The organism is Pseudomonas syringae group sp. 26L6, assembly GCF_032587815.1.
Classification (GTDB): domain Bacteria; phylum Pseudomonadota; class Gammaproteobacteria; order Pseudomonadales; family Pseudomonadaceae; genus Aquipseudomonas; species Aquipseudomonas amygdali.
The window spans coordinates 1-22,528 of record NZ_JAWHPJ010000047.1 but is presented as its reverse complement, the minus strand read 5'-3'; the positions used below and the strand labels follow the sequence as shown (position 1 = coordinate 22,528).

General features: G+C 58.2%; 25 protein-coding genes. 18 read left to right on the top strand and 7 right to left on the bottom strand.

Annotation, left to right across the window (positions count from 1 at the left end):
* Nucleotides 1-146 precede the first annotated feature (146 nt).
* The 4 genes from RYA97_RS19555 to RYA97_RS19540 all read left to right on the top strand — a co-directional run bounded on the left by RYA97_RS19555 (nt 147) and on the right by RYA97_RS19540 (nt 4,088).
* The gene (locus tag RYA97_RS19555; RefSeq protein ID WP_316892938.1) at nt 147-836 is read left to right on the top strand and encodes a response regulator transcription factor; all 690 of its coding nucleotides are present in this window, start codon (nt 147-149) and stop codon (nt 834-836) included.
* Nucleotides 833-2,083 (top strand): ATP-binding protein, encoded by a 1,251-nt coding sequence (locus tag RYA97_RS19550; protein WP_316892936.1) that lies wholly within the window; start codon nt 833-835, stop codon nt 2,081-2,083. Before RYA97_RS19555 ends, RYA97_RS19550 begins: the two co-directional genes overlap by 4 nt.
* A 168-nt stretch (nt 2,084-2,251) precedes the next feature.
* Nucleotides 2,252-3,589, top strand: a complete 1,338-nt coding sequence (locus RYA97_RS19545; protein ID WP_002554408.1) for a DEAD/DEAH box helicase — start codon at nt 2,252-2,254, stop codon at nt 3,587-3,589.
* Between the two features lie 196 nt (nt 3,590-3,785).
* Complete coding sequence (locus tag RYA97_RS19540) at nt 3,786-4,088, top strand: hypothetical protein (RefSeq protein WP_005734009.1); 303 nt, start codon at nt 3,786-3,788, stop codon at nt 4,086-4,088.
* A 254-nt stretch (nt 4,089-4,342) separates the two neighbouring features.
* Here RYA97_RS19540 and RYA97_RS19535 read toward each other — a convergent pair whose 3' ends face one another.
* The 4 genes from RYA97_RS19535 to RYA97_RS19520 form a co-directional block, all read right to left on the bottom strand.
* Nucleotides 4,343-5,206: a DUF6279 family lipoprotein gene (locus RYA97_RS19535; protein ID WP_316892934.1), complete on the bottom strand. Its 864-nt coding sequence runs from the start codon at nt 5,204-5,206 to the stop codon at nt 4,343-4,345.
* 69 nt (nt 5,207-5,275) lie between these two features.
* Nucleotides 5,276-6,004, bottom strand: a complete 729-nt coding sequence (locus RYA97_RS19530) for a TorF family putative porin (protein WP_005734007.1) — start codon at nt 6,002-6,004, stop codon at nt 5,276-5,278.
* Nucleotides 6,005-6,148: 144 nt separating this feature from the next.
* Nucleotides 6,149-6,661, bottom strand: coding sequence for a hypothetical protein (locus RYA97_RS19525; RefSeq protein ID WP_004657591.1), 513 nt, complete (start codon nt 6,659-6,661; stop codon nt 6,149-6,151).
* Between the two features lie 167 nt (nt 6,662-6,828).
* Nucleotides 6,829-7,017, bottom strand: a complete 189-nt coding sequence (locus RYA97_RS19520; protein WP_002554403.1) for a hypothetical protein — start codon at nt 7,015-7,017, stop codon at nt 6,829-6,831.
* 306 nt (nt 7,018-7,323) lie between these two features.
* Here RYA97_RS19520 and RYA97_RS19515 point away from each other — a divergent pair, with 306 nt between their 5' ends.
* Both RYA97_RS19515 and RYA97_RS19510 read left to right on the top strand, forming a co-directional pair.
* Nucleotides 7,324-8,160 carry a S1 RNA-binding domain-containing protein gene (locus tag RYA97_RS19515; RefSeq protein WP_002554402.1) on the top strand — a complete coding sequence of 279 codons (837 nt, stop codon included), beginning with the start codon at nt 7,324-7,326 and terminating at the stop codon, nt 8,158-8,160.
* Nucleotides 8,161-8,198: 38 nt separating this feature from the next.
* Nucleotides 8,199-8,600 (top strand): DUF2177 family protein, encoded by a 402-nt coding sequence (locus RYA97_RS19510; protein WP_316892932.1) that lies wholly within the window; start codon nt 8,199-8,201, stop codon nt 8,598-8,600.
* Nucleotides 8,601-8,678: 78 nt separating this feature from the next.
* Here RYA97_RS19510 and RYA97_RS19505 read toward each other — a convergent pair whose 3' ends face one another.
* Nucleotides 8,679-9,059: a hypothetical protein gene (locus RYA97_RS19505; RefSeq protein WP_002554400.1), complete on the bottom strand. Its 381-nt coding sequence runs from the start codon at nt 9,057-9,059 to the stop codon at nt 8,679-8,681.
* Between the two features lie 245 nt (nt 9,060-9,304).
* On the opposite strand from RYA97_RS19505, the gene RYA97_RS19500 reads away from it, so the two are divergent.
* The 3 genes from RYA97_RS19500 to def all read left to right on the top strand — a co-directional run bounded on the left by RYA97_RS19500 (nt 9,305) and on the right by def (nt 11,277).
* Nucleotides 9,305-9,496, top strand: a complete 192-nt coding sequence (locus RYA97_RS19500; protein WP_002554399.1) for a CsbD family protein — start codon at nt 9,305-9,307, stop codon at nt 9,494-9,496.
* Nucleotides 9,497-9,722: 226 nt separating this feature from the next.
* Nucleotides 9,723-10,691 (top strand): YihY/virulence factor BrkB family protein, encoded by a 969-nt coding sequence (locus RYA97_RS19495; protein WP_002554398.1) that lies wholly within the window; start codon nt 9,723-9,725, stop codon nt 10,689-10,691.
* 46 nt (nt 10,692-10,737) lie between these two features.
* Nucleotides 10,738-11,277, top strand: a complete 540-nt coding sequence (gene def, locus RYA97_RS19490; RefSeq protein WP_316892930.1) for a peptide deformylase — start codon at nt 10,738-10,740, stop codon at nt 11,275-11,277.
* Between the two features lie 24 nt (nt 11,278-11,301).
* On the opposite strand, the gene RYA97_RS19485 is transcribed toward def, so the two are convergent.
* A complete protein-coding gene (locus RYA97_RS19485; RefSeq protein WP_002554396.1) occupies nt 11,302-11,712 on the bottom strand; it encodes a GNAT family N-acetyltransferase in 411 nt (136 codons plus the stop codon).
* A gap of 122 nt (nt 11,713-11,834) precedes the next feature.
* On the opposite strand from RYA97_RS19485, the gene RYA97_RS19480 reads away from it, so the two are divergent.
* From RYA97_RS19480 to RYA97_RS19445, 8 genes are all read left to right on the top strand, one after another.
* A complete protein-coding gene (locus RYA97_RS19480; protein WP_002554395.1) occupies nt 11,835-12,848 on the top strand; it encodes an ABC transporter substrate-binding protein in 1,014 nt (337 codons plus the stop codon).
* 134 nt (nt 12,849-12,982) lie between these two features.
* A complete protein-coding gene (locus tag RYA97_RS19475; protein ID WP_117139429.1) occupies nt 12,983-13,483 on the top strand; it encodes a hypothetical protein in 501 nt (166 codons plus the stop codon).
* A gap of 28 nt (nt 13,484-13,511) precedes the next feature.
* On the top strand, nt 13,512-13,949 hold the full coding sequence (locus RYA97_RS19470; RefSeq protein WP_057424197.1) for a nucleoside deaminase: 438 nt from the start codon (nt 13,512-13,514) through the stop codon (nt 13,947-13,949).
* Nucleotides 13,950-14,288: 339 nt separating this feature from the next.
* Nucleotides 14,289-15,110, top strand: coding sequence for an alpha/beta fold hydrolase (locus RYA97_RS19465; RefSeq protein WP_057424201.1), 822 nt, complete (start codon nt 14,289-14,291; stop codon nt 15,108-15,110).
* Nucleotides 15,100-16,275, top strand: coding sequence for a PAS domain-containing sensor histidine kinase (locus RYA97_RS19460; RefSeq protein WP_004664208.1), 1,176 nt, complete (start codon nt 15,100-15,102; stop codon nt 16,273-16,275). Before RYA97_RS19465 ends, RYA97_RS19460 begins: the two co-directional genes overlap by 11 nt.
* Before the next feature lie 116 nt (nt 16,276-16,391).
* Complete coding sequence (locus RYA97_RS19455) at nt 16,392-17,576, top strand: GAF domain-containing sensor histidine kinase (RefSeq protein WP_058408492.1); 1,185 nt, start codon at nt 16,392-16,394, stop codon at nt 17,574-17,576.
* 240 nt (nt 17,577-17,816) lie between these two features.
* On the top strand, nt 17,817-18,137 hold the full coding sequence (locus RYA97_RS19450; protein ID WP_002552537.1) for a hypothetical protein: 321 nt from the start codon (nt 17,817-17,819) through the stop codon (nt 18,135-18,137).
* A gap of 62 nt (nt 18,138-18,199) precedes the next feature.
* Nucleotides 18,200-19,363: a PQQ-dependent sugar dehydrogenase gene (locus RYA97_RS19445; RefSeq protein ID WP_117139428.1), complete on the top strand. Its 1,164-nt coding sequence runs from the start codon at nt 18,200-18,202 to the stop codon at nt 19,361-19,363.
* A gap of 92 nt (nt 19,364-19,455) precedes the next feature.
* Here the strand turns inward: RYA97_RS19445 and RYA97_RS19440 are convergent, their stop codons facing one another.
* A complete protein-coding gene (locus tag RYA97_RS19440; RefSeq protein ID WP_004657615.1) occupies nt 19,456-19,764 on the bottom strand; it encodes a PepSY domain-containing protein in 309 nt (102 codons plus the stop codon).
* Nucleotides 19,765-20,065: 301 nt separating this feature from the next.
* Here RYA97_RS19440 and RYA97_RS19435 point away from each other — a divergent pair, with 301 nt between their 5' ends.
* Entirely contained in the window at nt 20,066-22,240 is a 2,175-nt protein-coding gene (locus RYA97_RS19435; RefSeq protein WP_117139427.1) for a TonB-dependent siderophore receptor, read from the top strand.
* Nucleotides 22,241-22,528 lie beyond the last annotated feature (288 nt).

Genomic DNA, 22,528 nt, shown 5'->3' with positions numbered 1-22,528 from the left:
CGGCAGGCGCTGTTGGCTGCGCAGCATAGGGGGAGGGCATGTTGGGGACGGTTAACGCGGTGTAAGGTTAGGTAAAGATCATCAGGCCTGGCTGACACGCTGCAGCGGCGCCGGGATAATCGGCAACCACCAATCAAGGGCCTGCCATGACTCGCGTATTGCTTGTCGACGATGATCGGGAACTGACCGAAATGCTCAGCCAGTACCTGACCCGTGAAAGCTTCACTGTGACCTGCACCAACAGTGCGGAAGAAGGGGAAATCGAGGCGCTGTCCGGTCGTCACGACATTGTTGTGCTCGACATCATGATGCCGCGCATCTCCGGCATTGAGGTGCTGCGGCGGATCCGTGCGCAAAGCCAGGTGCCGGTGATTCTGCTGACCGCACGCGGCGACAATATCGACCGTATTTCCGGTCTGGAACTGGGCGCCGACGATTACGTGCCCAAGCCCAGCTCGCCGGGTGAGCTGGTGGCGCGTCTGCGGGCGATCATGCGCCGGGTGAGGGCGGTGCCGGTGGTCGAGACGGTCAGGGAGGTGATTCAGGCCGGTGACCTGACGCTCTGGCCGGGCAAACGTGAAGCACGCTGGCAGGGCGTCACGCTGGAGCTGACCGGCAACGAATTCTGCCTGCTGGAGGAGCTGGCGCGTCATGCCGGGCAACTGGTCAGCAAGCAGAATCTGTCGATGAACGCACTGGGGCGGCCGCTGGCCCGCTATGACCGCAGCATCGATGTGCACATCAGCAGCATTCGCCACAAACTCGGGCCGCGCAACGATAACCAGAGCTGGATACAGAGCGTACGCAATCTGGGCTACCTGTTGATTACGCCATGAGGCCGAGCCGGTTATTCTGGAAGCTGTTTCTGGCGTTCTGGCTGGCGACCAGCCTGACCTTCATGGTCGGTGCGGGCTTGTTCATGCTGTCCCGGTCAGGACCGGGCGACCCCTCGTTCAGCACCGTGTTCGACAACGAAGTGCGCATGCTTCAACAGTCGGGCATTCCCGCAGGGCAGGCGTTGCTCGATGCCTGGCAGCCTGACGGGCAGGACCGGGTCGGGCTGTACGATGACAGGGGCCGGTTGCTGGCGGGCAAGCCGGTAGATAATCCGCGTTTCGAAATGGCCGTGCACACAAGGGAAGGCACAGTCGTAAACATCAGGGCCACCCAACGGCCCAACCACGAAGATCGGCCTTCCCACCTTAACCCACTGATCACCGGCACCTTCATGAGTGCGCTGTTCAGCTGGTTCCTCAGCGCCTATCTGGTGGCACCGCTGATTAAGTTGCGTGAGGCGATGGGCAAGGTCGCCAGAGGTCGTTTCGACACCAGGGTGAAACCCGACATGGGCCGCCGGCGCGATGAAATCGTCGACCTTGCCGAGGATTGCGACCGTATGGCCAATCAGCTCAAGGTCATGGCCGACTCTCAGCAGCAACTATTGCATGACATTTCCCATGAGCTGCGTTCACCGCTGACCCGCATGAGCGCTGCCGTTGGCCTGTTGCGCCAGGCGCCGACGCAACTGGACATGCTCGAGCGGATCGAGCGCGAGTCGGAACGGATGGACGCACTCATCGAGGAGCTGCTGACCCTGGCGCGCATGCAGAGCGATGCCGAAAGCCTGGAGCGAGAGACGGTCGATGTCATCAGCCTGCTGGCCGCCATCGTCGAGGATGCCGCGTTCGAGGCTGGCCTGAAACAGTGTCGGGTCAGGCTGCAGGCCCCCGAACCTTTTGTGGCACAGGTCGACAGCGAATTGCTTTACCGGGCATTCGAAAACGTGATCCGCAACGCGGTTCGCCACACGGCGGTGCGCACTGATGTGGTGGTGGTTGCCAATGTTCAGGCGCAGCCGCCGTGCTTGACGGTCAATGTCATTGATCAGGGGCCGGGCGTGGATGACGATTGCCTGCAACGTATTTTTCAGCCCTTTGAGCGTGGCCCCGACAATACCGCGCAAGGCTTCGGTCTGGGCCTGGCCATCGCGCTGCGTGCCGTTGAAATGCACGGTGGACAGATTGCTGCGCGCAATCGGCCGGGCGGTGGGTTGGTGGTGGATATTGTGCTGCCGGTGTGCTGAGGCGTGCTGGTTGATCACCTTCAGCGGTTCGATTGTGCTGCTTGCGGCGGTGCTTCACCGGGCAATTTATAAACAAAATCGGCCTTTGTTGGTAAAGAAACTCGGCCCCGGCGCTCGAAACCGTTACGCTATGCGGCTGTATTTTTGTTTTTCGTCGAGGTAGCACCCGTGTTTTCCGAATTCGCCCTGCACGAACGCCTGCTTAAAGCTGTGGCCGAGCTTAAATTTGTCGAGCCTACGCCTGTGCAGGCGGCCGCCATTCCGCTCGCACTGCAAGGGCGTGACCTGCGGGTGACAGCGCAAACCGGTAGCGGCAAGACCGCGGCATTTGTGCTGCCGATCCTCAACCGTCTGATCGGCCCGGCCAAGGTTCGTGTCGATATCCGTGCGGTAATCCTGCTTCCTACCCGCGAGCTGGCTCAGCAGACGCTCAAGGAAGTCGAGCGCTTCTCGCAGTTCACTTTCGTCAAGGCCGGTTTGATCACTGGTGGTGAGGACTTCAAGGTTCAGGCCGCGATGCTGCGCAAGGTGCCGGACATTCTGATCGGCACGCCGGGTCGTCTGCTGGAGCAGTTGAACGCAGGCAATCTGGACCTCAAGCACGTTGAAGTGCTGGTGCTGGACGAAGCCGACCGCATGCTGGACATGGGCTTCTCCGAAGACGTCGAGCGTCTGGCCGGCGAATGTGCCGGTCGTGAGCAGACCATGCTGTTCTCCGCGACCACCGGCGGCGCTGGCCTGCGGGAAATGATCGGCAAGGTGCTCAAGGATCCACAGCACCTGCAAGTGAACAGCGTCAGCGAACTGGCTTCCGGCACACGCCACCAGATCATCACTGCCGACCACAATGTGCACAAAGAGCAGGTGCTGAACTGGCTGCTGGCCAACGAGACCTACCAGAAAGCCATTATTTTCACCAACACCAAGGCGATGGCCGACCGTTTGTACGGCCGTCTGGTTGCACTGGAATACAAGGCGTTCGTGCTGCACGGCGACAAGGACCAGAAGGACCGCAAGGCGGCTATCGACCGTCTGAAGCAGGGCGGTGCCAAGATCATGGTCGCCACCGATGTGGCGGCTCGCGGTCTTGATGTTGAAGGTCTGGACATGGTGATCAACTTCGACATGCCGCGCAGCGGTGACGATTACGTCCACCGCGTCGGTCGTACCGGCCGTGCGGGTAGCGACGGTCTGGCGATCTCGCTGATCTGTCATGGCGACTGGAACCTGATGTCGAGCGTCGAGCGCTACCTCAAGCAGAGCTTTGAGCGTCGTGTCATCAAGGAAGTCAAAGGCACTTACGGCGGGCCGAAGAAGGTCAAGGCATCGGGCAAGGCTGTAGGCGTGAAGAAGAAAAAGACTGACGCCAAGGGCGACAAGAAAAAGACAGCGGCCAAGGGGCCGACCAAGCGCAAGACGGTCAACCGTCCCAAGTCCGATCTGGTCAGCCAGGACGGCATGGCGCCGCTGAAAAAACGCAGCACCCCGGCCCCGGCTGCCGAGTGATTGCCATGATCGCTCCCGCGCAGGCGGGAGCGGTCAGCTTCTCCTCTGTCTGCCACCTGTGCAGAACAACCCCCCGTTATATCTTCCAGCAGCTTCTCTGAACCGCGACAAACCCCGCAGGTCACATTTTCTGAGTCGTATGCCTGTGGCTGGATGTCATGGGCGATCAATCCATGCTGGACGGAGGTTTAGAAAAATGACTTACAACTGGGACCTTATCGAGCGTTTGTTGCACGAAGTGCAGAACGACGGCGCCAAATCGACAGCCACTGAGTTTGAGACGCTGCTTAATCGCGGTTACATCGAACCTCGTCCTGGCGAGGAGGGCGGTGATGGCTCGAGCTACATGCTGACAAAGCGCGGCGCAAGCCTGCTTTCTTTGATCGACAGCAGCATTCCGGGAAATGATCACCCTCGTCAGGTGCTGAATGAGCAGGCAGGCGACCCGCTTGACCCCGCACTCTTCGACACCATCGCCAAAAAGCCGCAGATCGCCTGAAACCGCTGACACTGCACATGCCGATTCTGAGGACGCAGAGCGTCCAGAACGGCATACCCACGCGGAGCATGGGTACGATAGTCATAGTTGTGCTGAAATGACCATCGTTCCTCACGCTCCAGCGTGGGAATGCATTGGGTGACGCTCTGCGTCACGATCCTGCGCCGCGCACTCAAGGCAGAACGCAGAGCGTCCGGAACGGCATGCCCACTTCAGAGCATGGGCACGATAGTCATGGTGATAGGGCTAGCGGACTACTTCTGCGACTTCAGGCAATCCAGGTCGGTGAAGTCCTTGCGCATGTCGGCGATGCGGCTCAGCAGTTTGGCGCGCTGTTCCGGGGTGCTCAGGGCGGTGATGTCGACGATCAGCGATATCGCGGCCTTCTCGGTCTGGTCGTAGGCCTTGCGGTATTCAGGGGTCCAGAACGTCTCGCGGTCCTGCAGCAGCGCGGCGATGCGTTGCGGGAAGTCACTGGCCTGACGCTGCTGGACCGTGGCCAGGAACAGGTTCTGCCAGCGCGTACGGTTTTCAATCCACGCCTTGTTCTGCTCGCCCAGTGATGCAGACCATACCTGAATGCGATCCTTCTGCGCCTGATTAAGCTTGCCGACCCACGGTGTCACGCGTTTCTCCATCCGGTCGGCACGCTCTGCAACCTGGCGTTCCAGTGGTTGCTCAAGGTATTTGTTTTCACGTTTACGCTGATCCTTGGCAAACGACTCCTGCATCTCCTGCACTTGCTTGTCGTCAAAGCGCGACAGCAACTCCACGGCAGATGGGGTGATTTCCTTCGAGATCTTGGCTATCGCCTCTTTGGCTTCGCTGGTACGGGCTTGCAGCCCTTCGTAAGTCACCTGGTCGGTCTTGACCATGTCTTCAAGCTTGTCCAGCCAGGTCAGATACTCCGGCAACTGGGTACTGCAATGCCAGCTCAAGTGTTGCTTGAGGCGCACATCCAGCCAGCTTTTCTGTTCCGAATTCATGTCCAGGTAGTCGCTGAGCGTCCACGGGATGATGACGTCGAGATTGCGATACGCCAGTCCAACCTGATTGCATCCTGCAAGCAGCGCAGTGGTCATCAACAGGGTGATGAGGGCTTTGAATAAAGACTGCATGACAACTCCTTGGCGTACTGACGTGCAGTAGAGGAGTGTAGCGTCTGGCAGTTCAACCGGTTTGAGCCTTTAAAAGAACGAGCGCACCGCTTTGAGCGTAAACGTCCCTTCACAGCGCGCGTTGTGGCCGCTGTAGACACTGCAATCGCCGCCGCTCAGGCTTGAGCCGCTGTAGATGAGGTTCATGTCAATGCCCAGCCAGGGGCGTGACAGGTTAAGCGACCAGTCGTTGAAACCGTTGATCAACCCGCCGTCGGCGGAAGACTGCGGGGTGTCGAACTGATGATTGGCGTATTGCATGCGCACGCCCACACCCAGTTGCTCGATAGCCCCCAGGTCGACAAATACCGTGCTGTCGCGTGTGCCAACATCGTTACTGAACGCTGCGCCGATGCGGCTGTTTCGCATGCGCAGTCCGGCGTAGAACTCGTGACTGTCGATCTGGCTGGTATCGGGGTAGCTGTAACGAATCATCCCCAGTTCATAGCCCAAGGTATTATCGAAGGGTTTCTTGAAGCCCATATAGGAGTCAAGTTCCATCCCTGAATCGGAAGCAAAACCCATGTTCGGTGCCCATTGGCCGAAGTAGAAGCCGCTCTCGTGGGTCAGGTCCAGTCCGCCATGAAAAGAGCCCGAGCCGCCGCTGGGCGTCACAAGGCCTTGCGCCATGCTGCGCGTGGGCGTAGTTGCCAGTTTCAGGTCGAAGTCGCCCAAATCCCGCTCCAGAACCTGGGCAGAGACGGACTGACAGACAAGCATGGCGCTGAAAGACAGCACATGTAAGCGATGGCTGAGCATGGCTCACTCCTTGATCTGCGAGGAGTGTGGTCAGGGATGGCGTATCAAAAATGGCTCAGGAGCCGACACAAGCCGCGAGCTAGAGCCTCGCAAGGATACCGTTGAAATGGACCGCGGGCGCACCGTTCGTCGATCCGTTGTGTGTCAGTTAGCCGCAGTGGTACGCGCCGAGGGGATGACCAGGCCGCGAATCACTACCAGCGCCTGTTGAAATGACGGGTAGCCGCTCTTGGCAACGTCCAGTTGGGAGTACTCGGCCTGGTAACGTTCAGCAAGCTTCGGGTCGCTGACGCTCAGCTGTTGCGAGAGCAGGGCGATGGCCAGTGGATGCTTGTGCTTTGCCGCAGTTTGCAGCAGTTCGATAATCTGTTTTTGATCGGCCTGCTGGCGGATCAACAGTACGGCCTGGTAGAACTCGGCTTCGCCCGATGCGTCGTCGAGTGCAGCACGGCGCAGCATGGCTTCGGCCAGCTCGTAGTTTTCGCGGTCGTCTTCGCTGATCAGCAACTTGGCCTGGAGCATGTCGTTCTGATAAAGCAGATGCCCCGCCCGGCATGGGCTGTCGGTGAGCTGACTGTCATTGGGACCGTTTTCGCAGTGGTGCGATGCGCAGCCGCCAAGGTAGACAAGTGCGCCGAAAAGCATCCAGTTCTTCATTCGAGCATTCCACAAAGGAGATAACGTCCAGAGCGTGATCCAGCTCGTGGTCATAGTGATATCAGAGGAGAGAGTAGCAGCGTGACCGGAAGAATATCCAGCGAAGGATCGTCAATCTAGCGCCTTGAGCGTCAAGGCGCATAGAGATCGACAGGCAGGGCGCGGTTTTACTTTTTACCGAGATTGATCTGCTTGGAAGGTGCGAAGGTCTGGCCACTCACGCCTTTGGCAATTTGCTGGATTTCACCGCCGGACTTCAGGAAAGCTGCAATCTGCGCGTTGATCGAATCGCTCGTTTCAACGGCTGGGGCGGGTTTGGCTTTCGAGTGGGATGCTTTGATACGCATGGCTGCCATTTACCTTCATAAACGTAATACGGCCAGCCAGAGTACAGGAAACGCTTGATTATTGCTTGGCAAATATGGCATTCGCCCGAGGTCGGCCGTTTGGCGGAGCTGCCTGGGCTCTGCGCGATTTAAATCTAACACACTGTTTTAAAAGACAAGTTTATGACTGGTAGCCTTTGTGCTGCCCGAGCGAGTCAAGCCGTTTCGATCGGGGAAACTGACGAGTGGAGGCTATGTCGGCACCTTCTGCCACGCGGCGCGAACCCGGCGGTAAAGTCGGGTAGAATGCCGCCCACGCAATGAGGGTATCTGGAAATGGCTTTAATCGGGCGCTACAACAGCTTGCAAATCGTCAAGCACACGAACTTCGGTCTGTATCTGGACGGTGCGCAGGATGGTGAAATCCTTCTGCCCAATCGGTACATCCCCAAGGATATTCCTACTGAAGATGAAGACTGGCTCAATGTGTTCATCTACCTGGACAGCGAAGACAAGCTGATCGCCACCACTGAAAAACCCAAAGTGCAGGTCGGTGAGTTTGCCAGCCTCAAGGTGGTTGAAGTCAACAGCATCGGCGTGTTCCTCGACTGGGGCCTGCCCAAGGACCTGTTGCTGCCGTACTCCGAAGAGAAGCGTACCTTGCAGGCCGGTGAATACTGTGTGGTTCATGTTTACCTCGATAAACACACGCGGCGCATCACCGCCACCGCGCGCCTGGATCGCTATCTGGACAAAACCCCGGCCAGTTACAGCGTCGGCCAGGAGGTTGACCTGCTGGTCGCCGAAGCGACCGATATGGGTTTCAAGGCGATTATCAACAACAAGCATTGGGGCTTGATTCACAAGAACGAAGTGTTCAAGTTCATGCGCGCCGGCAAGCAGGAAAAGGGCTACATCAAGGAAATCCGTGCCGACGGCAATATCAGCCTGAGCCTGCAGCCGGTGGGCGCAGAAGCAGCGAGCAGCCTGAATTCGAAAATTCTCTCAAAGCTGCGTGAGAACAACGGTACATTGCCAGTCAGCGACAAAAGCGATCCGCAGGTCATCAGCGGCCTGTTTGGGGTCAGCAAAGGTAACTTCAAGAAAGCTATCGGTGCGTTGTACAAACAGGGGCAGATCGTGATTCACGCTGACCGTATCGACCTGGTCTGATATATCGCCCGGGCCCGGAATTTCATCAAGGACGTCCCATGAAAAGAATACTCACGGCTTACTTCGGCACGTTACTGGCGTTTCTGATCCTCGACGGGTTGTGGCTGGGCGTCCTCATGGGGCCGACCTACCGTGAATGGCTCGGACCGCTGATGCTTGCCACGCCCGTGGCTGGGCCTGCAATAGCGTTCTATCTGCTCTACGGGGCAGGCGTCGTGGTTTTCGGCGTAATGCCCGCGGTCAGAGAGGAGCGACTGAGCCGTGCGACCTTGTTCAGCGGGCTGCTGGGGCTGGTTGCCTACGGTACTTATGACCTGACCAACTGGGCCACCTTGCAGGGCTGGCCTGCGCAACTGGCGCTGATAGACCTTGCGTGGGGTACGGTGGTGTCGGCATTGGCCGGGACGGCGGGGTATCTGGCGGTGCGTCGGTTTACGTGAAGCGGCAGGCCGGGATGAGGCTGCCGATTGGCAACTTTCATCCCGAGCCGTGCGGGAACGTGACGACTGCTGGTGCAGCTATTTTTGCAAGAAGGCGGCAAAACCCAGGTTGCTGCCCTTGGGGCGCATGTCCTTGAGGAATGAATCCTTGTCGGCGCTCAGCTCCAGGCTGACGGTCGGCTTGCGTTTGTCCGCATTGCGCACTTCAAGGCCTTCCATGTGATCGCGCATGAACACCGTGGTCACTTTCAGGTGCAGCAACTGGTCGGTTTCAGGTGTGTGCAGCAGCAAGTGCAGCCATTCGTACTGACCCACTTGCAGGCGCGGCACAGGCAGGTCGAACCACCAGATGTTTCTTTTTGGGTCCAGCACGGCGAAGTGCGTGTTATTGACGCCGAGCACCGCGCCGCCCAAGTCCTGGTTTCTGCGTGCAATGGCCAGCTTTTTATCGAGTTTCATAACGTTCCTGTGCATCGGTTTGTTCAGCGTGTCGGCCCTGCCGGACAACAGTGGCGCGCATTCTCGCACAAACTTCGATGCAAACTCGCCGTCGGCGGCGCTAAAAACGCGCCATTGCACATGGCAGACGAGTGGCATCAGCCGGCCAGAAAATAGTTGAAACTCTTCGCGACAGCCGCAGGTCAACCATTTTGTCGAGTACGACATCCGATTCCAGCGCGGTCTTCAGACCCAGGAGATTCACGATGAGCAGCACCAGCGATAAAGCCAAAGGTATGGCCAACGAAGCCGTTGGTAACGTCAAGCAGGCTGTTGGCAAGGCTACCGACAACACCAAACTGCGGGCTGAAGGCAAGGCGCAAGAGCTGAAAGGCGAAGGCCAGCAAGCCAAAGGCAAAGCCAAGGACGCGATCAAGAAGGGTGTGGACAAGGCTTGAGTCGATGGGTCCCGGGGCTTTCATTCCGGGATCAGGCAAGACCGATAACGGCCATCCGCGGATGGCCGTTATGCTTTCTGCTCTGCGGGACTGAAACCTTTCACGACCTGTCCAGTCAATGTGCCATCGGTATTCGCATCTCTGCGCCACATACGGGACACTGCATGCATGAAGTACCGGTTTTCAGGATGTGAGGTTTTCCAGTAAGGGAGCGAGAGGAAGCGCCATGATTTTCCCCCATTTGCGTAAATTGAAAGTCAGCAAGGTGCTGGTGAGAACCGTCAACGAGTTCCTCGACGACGAGATGTCCACCTACGCCTCGGCACTGGCTTATCAGATGCTGTTCTCTCTGTTTCCGTTTCTGCTGTTTCTGATCGCATTGATCGGCTTTCTGCACCTGCCGGACTTTTTTTCCTGGTTGCGGCTGCAATCGGAATTCCTCTTGCCGCCCCAGGCGCTCGAGCAGGTCAACCCGGTCATCGACCAGTTGCAACAGTCCAAGGGTGGCCTGCTGTCCATCGGTATCGTGATCGCGCTGTGGACTGCTTCAGCAGGTGTGCGCCTGATGATGAGTGCCATGAACGCTGCCTACGACGTGGTCGAAGGGCGGCCTATCTGGAAGCGCCTCCCGCTGTCGATCCTGTATACCGTAGGCATTGCCGGCATGTTGCTCGCGGCCGCAGCTTTCATGGTGCTGGGGCCGCAAGTGATGAACTGGATTGCAGCCCAGATCGGCATGGAAGACTTCATCGTGACGCTGTGGACCATCCTGCGCTGGCCGGCGATCATCATTCTGCTGATGGTTGCGGTGGCGCTGATCTATTACGTGATGCCTGACGTCAAACAGGAGTTTCGCTTTATTACCCCAGGCTCGGTGCTGGCGGTGGTGGTATGGATCGTTGCTTCACTGGCGTTTGGTTTTTACGTCAAGACCTTTGCCGATTACAACGCCATGTACGGCAGTATCGGCGCGATCATTGTCCTGCTGCTGTACTTCTACATTTCGGCTGCCGTGCTGTTGTTGGGGGCTGAAATGAATGCGGTGATCGAGCATATGTCCGCCGAAGGCAAGGACGCAGGCGAGAAGGAAGCCGGTGACGGGCTGGGCGAGGAAAGCAGCGAAACAGGCAAACAGCACGTTTCCGGGCTGGGCCGCGATCACTCGGTGCCACTGCAGAAGGCTGACGAAACCTGATCGCGTTCTGTGGCAAGATTGCTTTTTAGGCAAGGAACACGCAGCCATGATCCGTAGCATCCTGAAAATGGGCGATGAGCGCCTGTTGCGCATCGCCCCTCCGGTGCCCGCAGACATGTTCGGCAGCAGCGAACTCAACACGCTGATTGCCGATATGTTCGAGACCATGCACAGCGTGGGCGGTGTGGGCCTTGCCGCACCGCAGATCGGCATTGATCTGCAACTGGTCATTTTCGGTTTCGAGCGCAGCGAGCGCTATCCCCAGGCCGAGGCGGTCCCGCAGACGATCCTGCTTAACCCACTGATTACCCCATTGAGCCCGAGCCTGGAAGAGGGTTGGGAAGGGTGCCTGTCGGTGCCCGGGTTGCGGGGTATGGTGAATCGTTACCAGAGCATTCGCTATGAAGGTTTTGACCCTGAAGGCCAGCCTGTCGAGCGTGTTGCCCATGGGTTTCATGCTCGGGTCGTGCAGCATGAATGCGACCACCTGATTGGTCGTCTCTACCCGTCGCGCATTACCGATTTCAGCAAGTTCGGCTTCACGGACGTAATGTTCCCGGACATGGACCCCAATGCCGATGAGTGATCACCCGACGGCTCTGCAAAACCGTCAGGCTTCCCGACAGAGCGCAATCAGCGGTTTGCTGCGGCTGTAGCGCATGAATTTCTCGCCGAGGGTGTGTGGCAGACGTTGTGCTGTCTCAAACCCGGCGAGCTGGTAAAACCCCAGCAAATCAGGGTGGCAGAACAGCCATACCGGCCCGGCCAGCGGTTGCAGCGCGGCGTCGATCAAGCTTCGCGCCACTGTCTTCCCGCGCATGGGGGGCGCTACGAACAGCCCGGTCAGCCAATGTCCCTCAGCGACGGGCGTCAGGCACAAGGCACCGATGATTTCTGCCTGCTTCGCCACCCACGCCTGCCCCTTGCTGGCCGCACGCATCGATGACTGGTGCTCGCGGTAAAACTTGCCCAACAGCGGGCGGCACGCATCGGGTAACGGGTAAAAGCGGATTTCAGACATCGCGGACAGGCTCGGAACGTGGGCTTCGCATCATACAGAGGCTAAAGCCGTCACAACTAATCGCTACGGGCTGCTGTCGATAGTTTCAGACCCGTTTTTTTCCCCCGCCATTTGAGGTGAGCATGAAATCGATAACACGACTGTTGGGCTGTTCACTTCTGGCGCTGGGGCTGCTTGGGCAGACAGCAGGGGCGGCTGAAAAAAACGCGCCTATCCAGTTCGGTGCGCTTACCTGGGAAAGTGGCAGCCTGATCACCGAGGTGCTGCGTACCCTTGTCGAGAAAGGCTATGGCTACCGTACTGATACCTTGCCCGGCAGCACCGTCAGCCTGGAAACCGCGCTGGCGAAAAACGACATTCAGGTGATCGCTGAAGAGTGGACCGGACGCAGCCCGGTGTGGGTCAAGGCTGAAGCTGACGGCAAGGTGCTCGGCCTGGGCAACATCGTCAAAGGCGCGACCGAAGGCTGGTGGGTGCCTGAGTACGTGATCAAGGGCGATGCCGCCAAAGGTATCAAACCTGTAGCGCCCGATCTGAAGTCTGTCGCTGACCTGGCGCGCTACAAGGACGTTTTCAAAGACCCTGAATCGCCCGACAAGGGTCGTTTTCTGAACAGCCCGAGCGGTTGGACTTCGGAGATCGTCAACACCCAGAAGCTCAAGGCTTATGGCTTGACAGACAGCTTCGTCAACTTTCGCACCGGCTCGGGCGCGGCGCTGGACGCCGAAGTCGCATCGGCCATCCGCCGTGGCAAACCAGTGCTGTTCTATTACTGGTCACCCACACCCCTGCTGGGCAAGTACAAGCTGATCAAACTGGAAGAGCCCGCTTTCGATGCCGAAGCCTGGAAAACCCTGACCGACGCGAGTAATCCCAACCCGCGTGGCACCTCTTCGCTGGCGGCGACGTTGTCTATTGGTGTGTCGGCAGAATTCAGCAAGCAATACCCAGAGTTGGTGAGTGTCTTCAAAAACGTCGATTTTCCAATTGATCTGCTCAACCGGACATTGGGTGAAATGAGTGACAAACATGAGGACCCCGGCGTCGCCGCCGCCAGGTTCCTCAAGCAGCACCCTGAGGTCTGGAAAGCCTGGTTACCAGCCGATGTTGCCGCCAAAGTCAGTCACAGTCTGTGACTGTTGCGCTGCAAGGATCATGGAAGGGGCATAGCTGATAACGTCATCAATGGCCGGTATACGACGTGTCGGGTGGTAAAGCCCTGCCGAGCTGTTAAGTTCAAGACTCAGTCAATTCATGCTCAGGAGGAGCCATGGCTGATTACATCCAGGGCTCGCGAGGTGCGTGGCAGACCTGTATGGCACTCATGGCCTGCCTGTGCCTGGACGCGATGCACCCGGTCAATGCTGAAGAAGCGGATGACATGGCGCTGGCGTTGGTGGAACAGCGAAATCTGGGCGAAGGTCTGGCGTGGCTGGGTTATCAGGTCGCCTCGCGCACAGCGACGTTTGCCGGTATCGTGCAAGCAATTGGCAAGACCGAAGCTCAGGAACTGGTGCAAAAAGAGTTGCAGCGCCTGCAACCTGAGTATCAATCGCGATGGGACCGCAATCTGGCAGCGGCCTATGCCCATTCATTTACGGCCGAGGAATTGCGTTCGCTCAATCAGGGCGAGGACTCGCCTTCCCTGGTGAGCAGATTCAGAGCCAGAAACACCCAGGTCAGTGCCGACATGAAAGCCCGGTCCTCGGAGCTGCTGGGACAATTCGTAAGTCGTGCGCTGGGCAACGCTCAGGCAGCACTGCAACGCTGACATCCATTCGATGATATGAGGCAAAACCATGGACGCATTCATGCAGGCTGCAATCGATGAGGCACAACTAGGGCTGAGGGAAGGTGGAATCCCCATCGGTTCGGTCATTGTTCACGAGGGCAAGATCATTGGTCGGGGGCATAACCGCCGTGTGCAAGAGGGCAGTGCAACCAGGCACGGCGAAATGGATGCTCTCGAAAACGCCGGTCGCCAACCGGCCCGCGTGTACCGTGACGCGGTGCTCTATACCACGCTGTCTCCTTGTGCGATGTGCAGCGGGGCGATCCTGCTCTACGGCATTCGCAAGGTGATCGTCGGCGAGAACCAGTCGTTCATGGGCGAGGAAGAATTGCTACGCTCGCGTGGCGTGCAGATCGAGGTGCTTGATAACCAGGAGTGCAAGCACATGATGCAGGGCTTCATCGCCAGCAAGCCTGAGTTGTGGAACGAAGATATCGGCGAGTAAGGGGGGGTGAAACCTCCAGGTCATGAGTCCGAGAACGGGCTTGGACCAGCGCAATTGACACAATAGTCATCGCGATATTTGCCTGCCGTGCCAATGCTCTGCGTTGGCATGCCTTTGGTGAGGTTCTGCGTCACACATCCTCAGCCTGGCGAGGCAGCGTGCATAACCGACGCTCAGGCCTCAATGGCCCGACCCTGATCATCGATCAATAATCTTCTTCCGCTCCGGACTTAAAGTGCTGTTTGTGCCACTAGTGTGCCTTTAACGGTGATAATCTCCTCTCATCATCATTACGGTATGCACAACAGGCCGGTTGCCTGGTTATTTTCGGAGCCCGATATGTCGGTCCAACAGCGCAATAACGTCAATATCGTGGGCGACGGACCGGCCACTCTGATTTTTGCTCATGGATTCGGCTGTGATCAGCACATGTGGCGCTTCATGGCTCCGCACTTCGCCGAACGCTTCAAGGTTATTCTGTTCGACCTTGTAGGCAGCGGAGATTCCGACGTGTCGGCCTGGTACCCGCACAAATATGCGTCACTCAAGGGCTATGCAAGCGACTTACTGGAACTGGTCGACGAGTTCGCCGGAGACGGGCCGATTGTGCATGTCGGTCACTCGGTCAGTTGCATGATTGCGGTGCTTGCTGAACTGCAGTCGCCCGGCCGGTTCGACGGCCATATCATGGTGGGTCCATCGCCCCATTACCTCAACGACGGTGATTACGTCGGCGGCTTCACTCGCGCTGATATCGACTCGTTGCTTGAGACGCTGGAAAGCAATTACCTGGGCTGGTCCAGCACCATGGCGCCGACACTCATGGGCGCCTCTGACCGGCCTGAACTGGGTGAAGAGCTTGCCAGCAGCTTCTGTCGTACCAATGCCGAGATTGCCAGGCAGTTTGCCCGCGTAACCTTTCTTTCCGACCATCGTGCCGATGTCGCGAAACTCAAAAGCAAGACGCTGATCATACAAAGCAGTGACGATCTGGTGGTGCCGGTGCAGGTTGGCGAGTACCTGCACCGTGTCATTGCCGACAGCACCCTGCACATGATCGACAATGTTGGGCATTACCCGCACATGAGCGCGCCGCAGGAATGCATAACCGCCATGAATCAGTTTCTGGCGTCTTACGAGAGCGCTGCACATGACGGTTGAACAGGTGAGTCTGCCAGTCACAGAAGACCTGTACGAACATGCGGCCTGCGGTCTGTTGGTTACCTTGCCCAATGGCACCATTGAGCGTGCCAATCTGACGTTCTGCCGCTGGCTGGGCCTTGAGCGTGAAACTGTTCTGGGTCGCCGCTTTCAAGACCTGCTGAGTCTGGCAGGCAAAGTCTTCCTGCAAACCCACTGGGCGCCGCTGTTACAGACCCAGGGGTCGATTGCCGAGGTCAAGGTTGAATTGATCCATGCCGATGGCCGCGCCATTCCCATGATGCTCAATGCCGTACGCCGCGAGCATCCGACCGGGGTTTTGCATGAAGTGGCGGTGTTCATGGCCGAGGAGCGCAACAAGTACGAACGTGAACTGCTTGCTGCGCGCAAGATCGCCGAAGAGCTGTTGCAGCAACAGATGACTGTTCAGACAGAACTTACCTCGGCACGCAATCGCCTGCGTCTGGCTCATGCCGAGGCTGAAATACGGGCCATTTTTGCCGAGCAGATGATTGGCATCGTCAGCCACGACCTGCGTAACCCGCTGGCGGCAATCAAGATGGCGGCCGGGCTGCTGGAGCGCACGCAACTCGAGTCGCGACAAGAACGAATCCTCGGGCACATCCACCACTCCACTGATCGGGCCGACCGCATGATTGTGGATCTGCTGGATTTTACTCATGCCCGCGTCGGCAGCGGTATTGCCGTGGTCCCTCAGGCTATCGATCTGCACGCGGTTGTTGCTCGAGGCGTCGAAGAGCTGCGCCAGGTTTTCCCGCACAGGGTGCTGACGCATCGCAGCGAAGGACAGGGTGCGTGCTCGGCGGATCCGGATCGTCTCCTGCAAATGCTCGGCAATCTGGTGAGCAACGCCATCAACTATGGCACGGACGGCAGCGAGGTTTTGATCACGTCGTCCTTCGATACCTGGCTGATCAAGCTGTCGGTGCACAACGTCGGCGAACCGATACCGATGGAGAAGGTGGACGACCTGTACGAACCGGTCGTACGGGTGGTCAGCGACAGTGACGAAACCCGCACAGTCGGGCTTGGCCTGTTCATTGTTCGTGAGATTGTTCGAGCCCATCTGGGTGAGGTGACGGTTCGCTCGTCGGTTGAGGAGGGTACAACGTTCACGGTGGCCTTCCCGCGCCCTCCTGCATGAGTGAACGTGCGGCCAGGTTTTTTTCGGTCAACGTGGCGTATTCACGGGTGCACAATGATCGTTACAGACCTAAACTAAACGCTGCGCTATTACCTCAAGGCTGGTACAGGTTCTCCATGCGGCAATCCATTTCAAATGATGTAGCCAAAATAAGCCGGATCAGCGCGGTTCCGGCCATCCTGCAAGTCATCACCGAATCAACCGGCCTGGGCTTTGCCGCCGTGGCGCGTGTCACCGAAAGTACCTGGATGGCCTGCGCGGTTCTGGACAAGCTGGATTTTGGTTTGAAACCCGGCGGCGAGCTGGAACTCAGCAGCACAATCTGCCACGAGATTCGCAGCTCCCACAAGGCTGTGGTGATTGATCATGTCGCTGAGGATCCGCTGTTTTGTGAGCACCATACGCCGCGGTTATACAACTTCCAGAGTTACATATCGGTGCCGATCTTCCTCTCCAATGGCACCTTTTTCGGCACTATCTGTGCGCTGGACCCCAAACCCGCCAAGCTGACGGGTACCCCCATCGAGTCGATGATGGCGTCTTTTGCGCGTCTTCTGGCACTGCAGATCGAGGCCGAAGAAAACCTGCAGCAAGTGCGTGAAGACCTTCTGGCCGAGCGTGAGGTGGCAGAGCTGCGCGAGCAGTTCATCGCCGTTCTGGGGCATGACCTGCGCAACCCTTTGTTTGCCATCAATGCCAGTGCCGAATTGCTGCTGCGTCGGCCACTGGATGAAAAGGCCCTGCAAGTCGTGCAACACATCCTGACGTCTGGCAAACGCGCCTCGCAACTGGTCGACGACGTGCTCGACTTTGCCCGTGGCCGCATGGGACATGGTATTCCGCTGAGCATGCACGATGCACACGGGCTGGATGAAACGCTTGAGCATGTTGTGTCAGAGATACGCCGCGTTCACCCGTCCCGGCTGATCAAGTCGGATATAAAGATGCTGGAGCGTATTCGCTGCGACCACGAGCGGATCGCACAATTGCTGTCCAATCTGGTGTCCAACGCGATCAGTCACGGCGATCCCCAAAGCCCGGTCGAGGTGACAGCGGGCGTGCGCGGTGATCTGTTTCTACTCAGCGTTACCAATCAGGGCGAGCCGATACCCGAGTCCGTTCGTTCGCAGTTGTTCCTCCCTTACTCACGGCCAATCACCGACGAGCCGCAAGCCGGGCTAGGCCTGGGGCTCTATATCGCCAGCGAGATAGCCGTGGCGCATGGCGGTACGCTTGAAGTGTGCTCGACACAAGAGCAGGGCACTGTCTTCACGTTCAGGATGCCTTTGAAGTCGGCGTAGATACGCCCGCAAACCACGATGTGTGACCTGTGCGTGGCGCTTCCTTGCCCTGCGCCAGGGCCAAGCCTGCGTGGCGTCGCGCATGGCTGAAGGTATGCGCTTTGACCATCCTTGTTACAAACTCTCACACCGCTATGCTTGCTCATCGACACTGTCGGGTCGAACCTGAGGCCTGGGCTGCCGTCAAAGGCCTGAGTCTTCACGGTTACCCCGCAGTTTCACCTTTGCCAAGAGGTAGTGATGAACAGTTTTTTGCGCAATCTTGTAGGGGGCGTGCTGGTTGCGTCATGTGGCATCGGTGCTGTTCAGGCGCAGACACTGCCAAACAGCACACTCAACAACGGCGCCAGCAGCAACCCCTATAACAGCCCGATCAAGCGCTCCAACCCCAACAGCCGTCAGGGCACCGAGTCAATCACGCCCCGCGCGCCCGGCTCCAATATTGCGCCGCCTGTGCGCAGGCCTACGCTGGAGAACGGCGGTATCGGCAACGGCTACCCCACGCGCCAGAATGCTCCGCGTCCCTCTACGCCGACAACCGACCCCAGCCGCGCCAACTGAATCTTCAACCAAGCGAGCCCGTTTCACCGCGGGACGTCGACTCAATGCATAAGGAAACGCTCATGCTTAGAAAAACCCTGATCGCCACTTGGTGTGCTGCTGCCATTCTGAGCCTGCCGCTGACGGCAAGCGCCGCCCCGGAAACCTACAAAAGCGAACAAGGCACCGTCACGGTCACCCCGGTTGCCGAAGGTCTGGATCACCCATGGGCACTGGCATTTCTGCCTGACAAGCAGGGCATTCTGGTGACGGAGCGCTCCGGCAACCTGCGTATCGTGTCGGCGGACGGCAAATTATCCGAGCCGCTTTCCGGTGTGCCGCAAGTCTGGGCAAGAAAGCAGGGTGGTCTGCTCGACGTTGTGCTTTCCCCGGACTTCGCCAAGGACCGCATGGTCTATCTGACCTACTCCGAAGGCAGTGGCAAAACCGCCGCCGAGGGAGATACTGCGGGTACTGCGGCAGGGCGAGGCCGTCTATCCAAAGACCTGACCAGGCTGGAAGATTTTGAAGTCATCTTCCGTCAGCAACCAAAACTATCGGTGGGCAACCACTTCGGCGCGCGGATGGTATTCGATCGCGACGGTTATCTGTTTATCGCGCTGGGCGAAAACAATGATCGTCCTACTGCGCAAGACCTGGACAAGCTGCAAGGCAAGATCGTACGTATCTACCCGGATGGTAGTGTGCCGAAAGACAACCCTTTTGTCGGGCAGAAAAACGTCCGGCCCGAGATCTGGTCCTACGGCCATCGCAACCAGCAGGGCGCAGCGCTCAACCCGTGGACCGGTACGTTGTGGACCAACGAGCATGGGCCCAAGGGCGGCGATGAATTGAACATCATCGAGCGTGGCCAGAATTATGGCTGGCCGATTGCGACCCACGGTATCAATTATTCGGGCGAGCCGATTCCGGAAGCCAAAGGCAAGTTTGTCGAAGGCACAAAAGTACCGTTTCAGGTCTGGGAAGTGTCACCGGGCATCAGCGGTATGGCGTTCTATGACCACAGCCTGTTCAAGGCGTGGGATCACAATCTGTTCATCGGCGCGCTGGCCACTGAGGAATTGATCAGGCTGCAATTTGATGGCGACAAGATCGTTCATGAAGAACGGCTGTTGAAAGGCATGAAACAGCGGATACGCGATGTGCGTCAGGGGCCGGACGGTTACTTGTATTTGTTGACGGATGAAGACAAGGGGAAGTTACTGAAAGTCGGGTTGGCTCAGTAATAGCTTGTTAAAGCTTTGAAAAAGAAAACTCCCACAATGTAGTGGGAGTTTTCTTATGGTTTCTCGGTGCGATAACTGTTGTGGCAGTCGGATCAGTTATCCTTTGCGTCACGTACCACTTCGCCCGTCTTGGCATCGACGTCGTAGTTCCATTCCACACCCTTGGCGTCTTTCAGTTCGATCTTATAGACCAAGCGGCCGTCGCGTTCTTTTTCAAGCTCGGTATCGTGGACCGTGAAGCCTGTGTGCTTGGCAACGGCCTGCTTGTTGAACTGTTCAAAGTCACCCAATGCCTGAGACTTGTAAAGGCGGATCACTTCATCGGGACCAACGTCGGCCTGGGCGGCACCTGCAACAGCAGTGAGGGCAACAGCGGCGAAGACGGCAGGCATAAGTTTCATAGGGTATTCCTTTCTGATTGATCTGTTTCAATGGATTCGTGACACGCTGATTGGTTCAGCGGTTTTGTTGAATTCAGATTAGCCACACTTACTTAATTCACGCTTAATTATTCCGGTGCGCTACGTTTTTTGCGGTGGCTTCTTTCCCCTGATACGTAAGTAGAGTTTTTCCGCGTCATTCGTTTACCGGCAGACCGTCACGTAAAGGTTGAAAAAAACCGGCGGTGAACGTAAAAGGTTGGCCCCCTGCCGGAAGGTGCATCGCGTCTGTCCAGGCACCTGTCCTTGCGGAGTCTGATCGATGAGTACGCCCTACCGACCTGCCATGCGTCATGCCTGGCGATTGTTACCGTTGGGCATGGCTGTTGCCTCGCCGCTAATGGCTGCGGATCCGCTCACTCTGGACGCGGTCAACGTGACCGGGTTCAGCGAACAGGAAGGTGCCAGCGACTATAAAGCTGGTCGGGCGTCGATTTACGGGTTTGATCAGGCTTCGCTGCTGGACACGCCTGCCTCGGTTTCAGTGTTCAGCGAAGCGCTGATCAAGGACCGTCAGGCAAAACTGCTGAGTGACGTGCTGCGCAACGATGCCTCGGTCGGCGACGGCTATGCGCCGGTAGGCTATTACGAAAACTTTGTGGTGCGCGGCTTCTCGTTGAACGCGGCCAATAGTTATCGCATCAACGGCCGCAGCATTGCCGGCGAGCAGAACGTGGCGCTGGAGAACAAGCAGCAGGTCGAGTTGCTCAAGGGTCTGTCCGGCTTGCAGAGCGGCGTTTCAGAGCCCGGTGGTGTCATCAACTACCAGACCAAGCGCGCGCAGGATGTCCGGTCGGTAACGGTATCTACCAACGAACACGGCGAGCGCTACCTCGCGACCGATGTCGGCGGCTGGTTCGGCAGCGAACAGCAGTTCGGGCTGCGCGCCAACCTGGCCCATGAAGACATTCACTCGTACGTCGAGCACGCCGATGGCCAGCGTGATTTCGCCTCGCTGGCCTTCGACTGGAATATCAGCGAGCGCGCCTTGCTGCAACTCGACATCGAGTATCAGAGCAAAGAGCAGCGCTCGGTGCCCGGTTATCAATTGCTCGGCGGCACGGTGCTGCCTCACGACGCCTCGCCACGCAAGCTGCTGGGCTATCAAAACTGGTCCAACCCGGTGGGCATCGATTCGCTGAACATGAACGGGCGTTTCGAATACCGGTTCAACGACAGCTGGAAGGGCAGCCTGAGTGCGTCGCGCAGTCGCGTGGTCATTGATGACTACAGCGCCTTTGCGTGGGGCTGTTACGGCTCGGCCAGCTGCGCAGCCGAAGCGGTACCCAACCACTTCAGCGCCGAGGGTGGCTACGACATCTACGACTTCCGCAGCCCGGACGACACGCGCCGTAACGACGAGGTCGAAGCGGCAATGTCCGGTACGTTCAATACCGGATCACTGGGGCACGAGCTGACCATCGGCACCAGCGCCTACCGCCGCACCGTGGACACGCGCGGGACCTTCAATGAATTCGTCGGCTCAGGCACGATCAACGAGTCGCCTGAATCGGTGGCACCGTCGCCTTTGACACTGCCACATACCGAGCGCCGTCTGGACAGCCGCCAGTACGGGCTGTTTATCACCGACCGGATCAGTTTCAACGAGCACTGGCAGACCGTGCTGGGCGGGCGACAAGTGCGGCTCCACGAGCAGGCGTTTACCGAAGACGGCAGCGACGCAAGACACACCGAGCGTTACGTGTTCCTGCCGCAGGCGGCATTGATCTACAAACCGGTGGACAACGTTTCGCTCTACACCAGCTACAGCAAAGGCCTCTCGCTGGGCGGGACAGCTGCCTGGTTTACTACCAACGCCAGTGAAATTCTTGCGCCCACCGTGTCTCGACAACTGGAAGCGGGTATCAAGTATGACTGGCAGCGTATGAGCCTGACGGCCGCAGTGTTTCAAGCCCGTCAGGCTTACCAGTATTCCAGGCCCCACGATGACGGCACGTTTACCTATGTGCAGCAAGGCGAGCAGAAAAACACCGGGCTTGAACTGGGCGCGAGTGGCTGGGTGACCGACCGCCTGCAGATATCCGCCAGTGCGGCGGCCATCCGGGCGCGAGTCGAGGGCAGCGGCACCGACGCCTACGACGATCACCAGGCCCTCAATGTGCCCAAATACCGTGGCACCCTGCAAGCTGACTATAGACTGCCGGTGACCGGGCTCGCCTTACTCGGCGGGATGCAGTATAGCGCCAGCAAGTACGCTGACCGTGAAGGCTCCGTGCAGGTCAATGGCTACACACTGTTCAATATCGGCAGCCGTTACAGCACCCGAATCAGCGGCTACGACACTGTCCTGCGCCTGACCGTCGACAACCTTTTCGACAAACGCTACTGGCGTGATGCCGGGGAGTATCTGGGTGACGACTACCTATTCATGGGCGCACCCAGAACGGCGAGATTGTCGGCCACTGTCAACTTTTAGTGACGGGCTCTACTGCACGGAGCGTTGGCACGATCGTCGGGATTCTCGTTCCACACGCTCCAGCGTGGGAGTGCAGTTCTCGACGCTTTGCGTCGTCAAGAGGACGCGGAGCGTCCAGAACGGCATGCGACGCGGAGCGCCGCACGATAGTTGAAGTGATCGTTCCTCACGCTCCAGCGTGGGAATGCAGTTCTCGACGCTCTGCGTCGTCAAGAGGACGCGGAGCGTCCAGAAACGGCATGCGACGCGGAGCGCCGCACGATAGTTGAAGTGATCGTTCCTCACGCT